4 protein-coding genes are annotated in these 6,115 nt (G+C 47.1%); 1 reads left to right on the forward strand and 3 read right to left on the reverse strand.

Annotated elements, in window-relative coordinates; genetic code table 11:
- Positions 1–210: 210 nt before the first annotated feature.
- From crtA to IQ235_RS16135, 3 genes are all read right to left on the reverse strand, one after another.
- Positions 211–1,050, reverse strand: a complete 840-nt coding sequence (gene crtA / locus IQ235_RS16125) for a cyanoexosortase A (RefSeq protein WP_264322462.1) — start codon at positions 1,048–1,050, stop codon at positions 211–213.
- Positions 1,051–2,036: 986 nt separating this feature from the next.
- Positions 2,037–3,761 (reverse strand): bicarbonate transporter BicA, encoded by a 1,725-nt coding sequence (bicA, locus tag IQ235_RS16130; RefSeq protein ID WP_264322463.1) that lies wholly within the window; start codon positions 3,759–3,761, stop codon positions 2,037–2,039.
- 687 nt (positions 3,762–4,448) lie between these two features.
- Positions 4,449–4,640 (reverse strand): hypothetical protein, encoded by a 192-nt coding sequence (locus IQ235_RS16135; RefSeq protein WP_264322464.1) that lies wholly within the window; start codon positions 4,638–4,640, stop codon positions 4,449–4,451.
- Between the two features lie 104 nt (positions 4,641–4,744).
- Between IQ235_RS16135 and IQ235_RS16140 the strand changes: the two genes are divergently transcribed.
- Positions 4,745–6,115: NAD(P)H-quinone oxidoreductase subunit 4 (locus IQ235_RS16140; protein WP_264322465.1), on the forward strand; the 1,371-nt coding region annotated here is incomplete at its 3' end.

The following is a 6,115-nucleotide window of genomic DNA, read 5'->3' on the forward strand; positions in this document are numbered from 1 at the left end:
GTACACCCAAATTCTATTTCCTATTCCCCATTCCCCATTCCTGGTTACTGAGCCTGTCGAAGTGCCCATTCCCCATTCCCCATTCCCGAAAACCAGAAACTCTGTACTTCAACAGATTGATAACCGCTATATAACTGCGATTGAATAGTTCTTTCTAGACGATCGTCAAAAATACTGCAACCCTTGTTTTAGATCGATTAATCCGGCTTATTATCCGCCTTCGCTGCTGTATTCCGGACGAATGAGCCAAAAGCAAACCAAACCAAAAAGAAGAATCGAGATAACGGAGAAAATTTGCGATCCTTCTCCGGTATGCCAGTAGTGAAATGCTTCTTCACTGGTTGCTGCTAAATGAGCCATGAGAGAAATTCGGATGACGTTAATCGTAAACCCGACAATAATTGCAGAGAGAGGAGCAATTATTTTTCCCCATCGATCGGTGGGAAACATGAATAGAAAGAGAATCGATAATCTCAATAGAAAATCTAAAACTCTCAAGCGCGCGCAGGCATCGGCAACTTCAACAACGGAATTGGGAAGATAAATTAAAACACCGTCGAGGGTGACTTCAAAGTTGAGAACTTCAAGCAAAAATGTCGAACATTGGGCTGTCACCGTGGCAATCGTTTCTGGTGTGAGGAGTGCGATCGTCCATCCGATGGGTTGAGAGAATGCTTCTCCAGGTAATGCGAGAATGCAAAAAGCAATCAGTTCTCGCCAATATTGCTTGAGTCCCTTGATTCCAGAGGCGATCGAACCCAGTCCCACCACAAAAATTAAGGGCAAAGTTTGTAGAAAGACCGTGTCTCCCGCAAGCTGAGTGGTTTTGAGTAAGGCTAGAGTCAGAATAACCGTGCCGAAAACGATCGAAAAAACGTTACTTTCTAAACGAAGAGTATCTTTGCGATCCCAAAGCATGGATAAAATCGCGCCCCAGAAAATCACCACCATACTGAGAATGCGAATGCTTTGGATTTTATCGGTGAGCGTGATGTGAATGACGACAAGTCCGACTGCTAGAGCCAGCAACCAGTATTTATCGTCTTTCATTAGTGAAAGAGAGCGCCTCATATCGCGTTTTAATTGTGAGCGTTTTTCAAGGGATTTCTTGTCGATTCAGACTTGTTTAGTCGATTCTAAAACCGCTAGCGAATGTATTTTGGATCCCTCAACTTTCGATCGGTTGAGAGCGAATCCGACCGCACGTTAATCTCTACAGGTCTATCTTATCTCAAAAAAAATTACGTTTTCGATCGGATGATGAGCTAATCCGATCGAAATTTATCCAGACGAGCAAACGGCTCAAAAATCTCAGGGAATCTACGGAGTGCAACCCACATTACGATGAGACTCAGTTCGAGATATTTCTAAGTTTGTATCGGGAGAAACCACTTGCGTTTGCAACGGCAAATCTATCGTAAATAAAGTCAGGAGCGATCGCCCTAGTTTATCCCATCGGGACTCTGAAGTTAGAAAGCGATCTAACTGCTTTAAAATGGCGATTCAATCCAAATCTCAATGGCTAAAAGCCTAATAAATAAATATCCAGTGCTAAAAAAACTAACTATCGTTTATATAGCACCCGATGGCAACAACCTTGTGTTTTGACTTGACGGCTTTTCTGCAACACTGGATATTTGGAGAAAAACGACCTACTTATTAGGCTTGGATTGACAGAACACTCAGTAGATGCACGTAAGTAGAATCACAAGTGATTATAAGAGTAGTGCTGAATAAATTGCAGTCATTCCCCTCAATCTTCATTAAATCTTTACATAATCTCGGCAATTATCGGCAATTCGAGGAGCGAATTGTCCTGCCCGATCGAGCTGTATTGCAGAGGAATCCTATCTCTGGATTTGAGAGTTTATCTTCGTTTCTGCCCGTTTTCTCCACTTTTGGAACTCTCTAATCGAATGAAAGCGAGTGAGGAAATTTCTTAGAACGCTACCTTTACGAAGTCTTTAAATTTTAACCCGATCTCCGTACAAGCCAGAGATCGGGTTTTCTGTGGGAATTCGTTGATGGGAATTCGTTTAGATGTCAGAGGTTCCTACGTTTAGAGAACCGACACTGGCGGGAGGTTCAGACCCAGATCGCGTAACGACTGCCACCGCTTGCCGGAGTGCTTCGAGGCGATCGAACTGCATATTCTCCTCGGGAACAAATCGATCGAGACCCAAGGATTTCAAGCGCTTGAGGGTCTTGCCTGTTGCTCCCACGACAAAGACCTGACGCTCTTTTTCCACGGCTTCTTGAATGGCATTTTCTAAAGCCAAGGATGCCGTTACCCCCAAAATGGGTACGTCGCTGAGATCGAGAATCAAGACATCGAAGTTATCAACGGCCATATGCTCGCGAGAAATTGCTTTGGCCACGCCAAAAATCATCGGTCCGCTCAGATAGAACAGTACCACGCGACCCTGAGCGCGATCGAGCAATTCTTTCTCTTCCTTGTGCAGGTGAATTTCTTCATCGTCGTAGGTAATCGCCTTAACGTCTTCCGAGCGTAAATTGCTCAAACGCTCGATGGTGAGAATATTGGCAACGAAGACCCCAACACCAACTGCCACAATTAAGTCCACAAAGACCGTCAGCAGAATTACCCCATACATAATTAGCGCTGCTTTCCAAGAAATTTTGTGAGCGCGCTTGAGGAAACCCCAGTCCACAATGTCGATACCCACCTTGAGGGCGATACCGGCCAACACAGCGAGGGGAATACTTTGAGTCAGCGGTGCAGCAAACAGGACGACCACCAGGAGAATCAGGGCGCGAGTGATACCCGAGAGGGCCGTGCGACCGCCCGTTTGGATATTCACCACGGTTCCCATGGTGGCTCCCGCTCCAGGAATTCCGCCAAACAGACCGGAGACGAGGTTGCCAATTCCTTGACCGATGAGTTCTTTGTTAGAGTCGTGTTCGGTGCGAGTCAAGCTGTCGGCCACCAGAGAGGTGAGCAAGGCATCGATACAGCCGAGCATCCCTAAAACGATGGCGTCGGCAAACATGACTTGCATCTGGTTCGCACTAAAGGTGGGAACGACAAGACTCGGCAAACCGATCGTGATGTTGTCACTAACGTCGCTAATCCGGCGAATATCGACATCGGAGAAGAAGACCAACGATGCGATCGTACCTAAAATCAAAGCTGCAAGCTGGGGCGGTACGAAACGCTTGACCGATTTGGGGGTCAAGATGATAATGACAACGCTCATCACCCCGAGAATGGTTTCGATCGGGTTGATGTTGGCGAACAATTCTGGGATGCTGGTTACGGTTCCCAGAACGCCCCCTGGGGGACCTTTTTGCCCTAGAAATGGGGCGGTTTGCAGAATAATCAGGATGACACCGATACCGGACATAAATCCGGAAATGACGGTGTAGGGCATCAGGGTCACGTATTTCCCAAGCCGCAGGAGACCGAACAGGATTTGGAAAACACCGGCCATCATGACGACGGTGAATGCCATCGCCATCGCGGTTACAGGATCGTCGGGGTTGGCTGCAATGAAGTGGGCGATTACGGCCGTCATCACTACGGTCATCGGGCCGGTGGGTTCGGAAATTAGGGTAGGCGTACCACCGAAGAAAGCGGCGAAGAAGCCCACGAGAATAGCGCCCCAAAGACCGGCTGCCGGGCCGGCACCGGAGGCAACCCCGAATGCTAAAGCCATGGGAAGGGCGATAACTGCTGCGGTCAGACCGCCAAATACATCGCCGCGTACATTTTTGAAATGGATATGATTTGTAATTTTCATTTGAACGCACCGAGAGATTGGAGAACGAAACTTGCTTGAATCGAGCGATTTAAATCGAATCTGCGTTGGTTGTCACCGACCCACGAAGCTGCCCGCAACGGGAAAAGTATCGACATCTCGCCCCATTTGAAGGACTCGAACTTAAGTGGCGACCGCTCCAGAACTCTCGAGATTTTATGGTAAATAAAGTTAAATGATTCACGATTCAAAAGTGCAAAATCGGGTAGTCTTGTCGGCGCAATCAATATCAAGTAATTGCCCAGAGATTGGCAAGTTCATGAGTCTTTCAACCAATCTGTATGATGGAAAAAACCAGCAAGCGCGATCGCTTGACTAAAAATGGCACTTAACAGTTGCCTGAAAAGCTGTAACGCTGGAGCTACAAAAATTAAAACAACAATTAAATTATCAGAGCCAAGAATCGCTAAACTCTGCCATTGAAAAGATGAAAGCTTTTCAATGAGCTTTCTATTCCATGTGGGCAAAAAATTTATGATTGCTTAATATTGTATAATAAGAAGAACGGATAACTAACATAATTTTTAATTCATCGTTTCAGGTTTGCCGATCCGATGCTTGTCTTTACTTTTAAAAAGTTATCGTCAGGTTAAAACAGTCAGGTTTTAACCTGACTGGCTGACAAAACTTGAGGATATCGGTGGGGTTAAAGGATGAAGCCCAATGCAATCAGTTGCCGTTTTGGGCTTCATCCTTCAACCCGAGAGTGAGTTGGTTTGCCCTCATCACTTTAATCCAAACAACGATTTGAGAAAATTTTTGAGATTTTTCCTCCACTCCGACTCCGCCTCGGTCTGACGGGTCATGTCCTCGAGGCAAACCCCCGTGAGATAAAACATCGAGGCGAACTCGCGATCGCAAATTACACTCAATCGGTAGAAAAATCTTAAAATTTTATAAAATAAATTTACAAAATGTAGTATGATAATTGAATTAATGAAAATAAGTATTTTTCCTTATTCCTAATGATCGTAGATAAATTCCCTTGGTTGAGTGCGATCGTCCTGTTTCCACTCATTGCCGCTTTTCTCATCCCGTTGATACCCAGTACTAAAGGTCACAGGGTGCGGTGGTACGCCCTCGGGGTTGGGGTTGTAGATTTTGCTTTAATGTGCTATGCATTTTGGACGCATTACGATCCCAGCAACCATGCCGTGCAAATGGTGGAGAAGTACACTTGGATACCTCAACTTGGTTTGAGTTGGGCGGTGTCCGTTGACGGACTCTCCATGCCCTTGGTGCTCCTCGCCGGATTTGTCACCACGCTCTCGATTTTCGCATCCTGGCAAGTTGATATCAAACCGCGCTTGTTCTACTTTCTGATGCTGTTGCTATATGCAGCACAGATTGGCGTATTCGTCGCTCAAGATATCCTTTTATTATTTATTATGTGGGAACTCGAACTGGTTCCCGTCTATCTACTCGTCTCCATTTGGGGAGGTAAAAAGCGTCAGTATGCGGCCACGAAGTTTTTAATTTACACCGCAGCGGCTTCTATATTTATTCTGGTTGCCGCTCTGGGTCTGGCTTTTGCCGGTAATAACTTTACCTTCGATATGGTGGAGTTAGGCACCAAGCATTATCCCTTAGCCCTAGAATTGCTACTCTACGCAGGATTGCTGGTTGCCTTCGGTGTGAAGCTTGCGGTTTTCCCCCTCCACACCTGGTTGCCCGATGCCCACGGCGAAGCCTCCTCTCCCGTCTCGATGATTCTGGCGGGGGTGCTGCTGAAAATGGGTGGATACGGACTGATTCGACTGAACCTGGAACTGCTTCCCAACGCCCACGTTTACTTTGCTCCGTTCCTCGCCATTCTGGGTGTTGTTAATATCGTCTACGGCGCGTTCAACTCTTTTGCCCAGACGAATATGAAGCGACGTCTGGCTTATTCTTCCGTCTCCCACATGGGATTCGTCTTGTTGGGGATTGCCTCCTTTACGGATTTGGGGATTAACGGCGCATTACTGCAAATGCTCTCCCACGGCTTGATTGCGTCGGTCCTGTTCTTCCTGGCGGGTGTCACCTACGATCGCACCCACACGATGGCGATGAACGAAATGGGCGGTATCGCTCAGGCGATGCCCAAAGTTTTTGCCCTCTTTACCGTCGGGGCGATGGCATCCCTAGCGCTTCCGGGTATGAGCGGTTTTGCCAGCGAAATCGCCGTCTTTGTCGGCTTGGCGACCAGCGATATTTACAGCGCTTCTTTCCGCGCCCTGACGATTTTCCTCTCCGCTGTGGGAGTGATTCTGACTCCCATCTACTTGCTATCGATGTTGCGTCAGGTGTTTTTCGACCCCGGTGCCGCCCTCAACTGCGATATCTCCCCCACCTGC

Source organism: Zarconia navalis LEGE 11467, from assembly GCF_015207075.1.
GTDB classification, from domain to species: Bacteria; Cyanobacteriota; Cyanobacteriia; order Cyanobacteriales; family Geitlerinemataceae; genus Zarconia; species Zarconia navalis.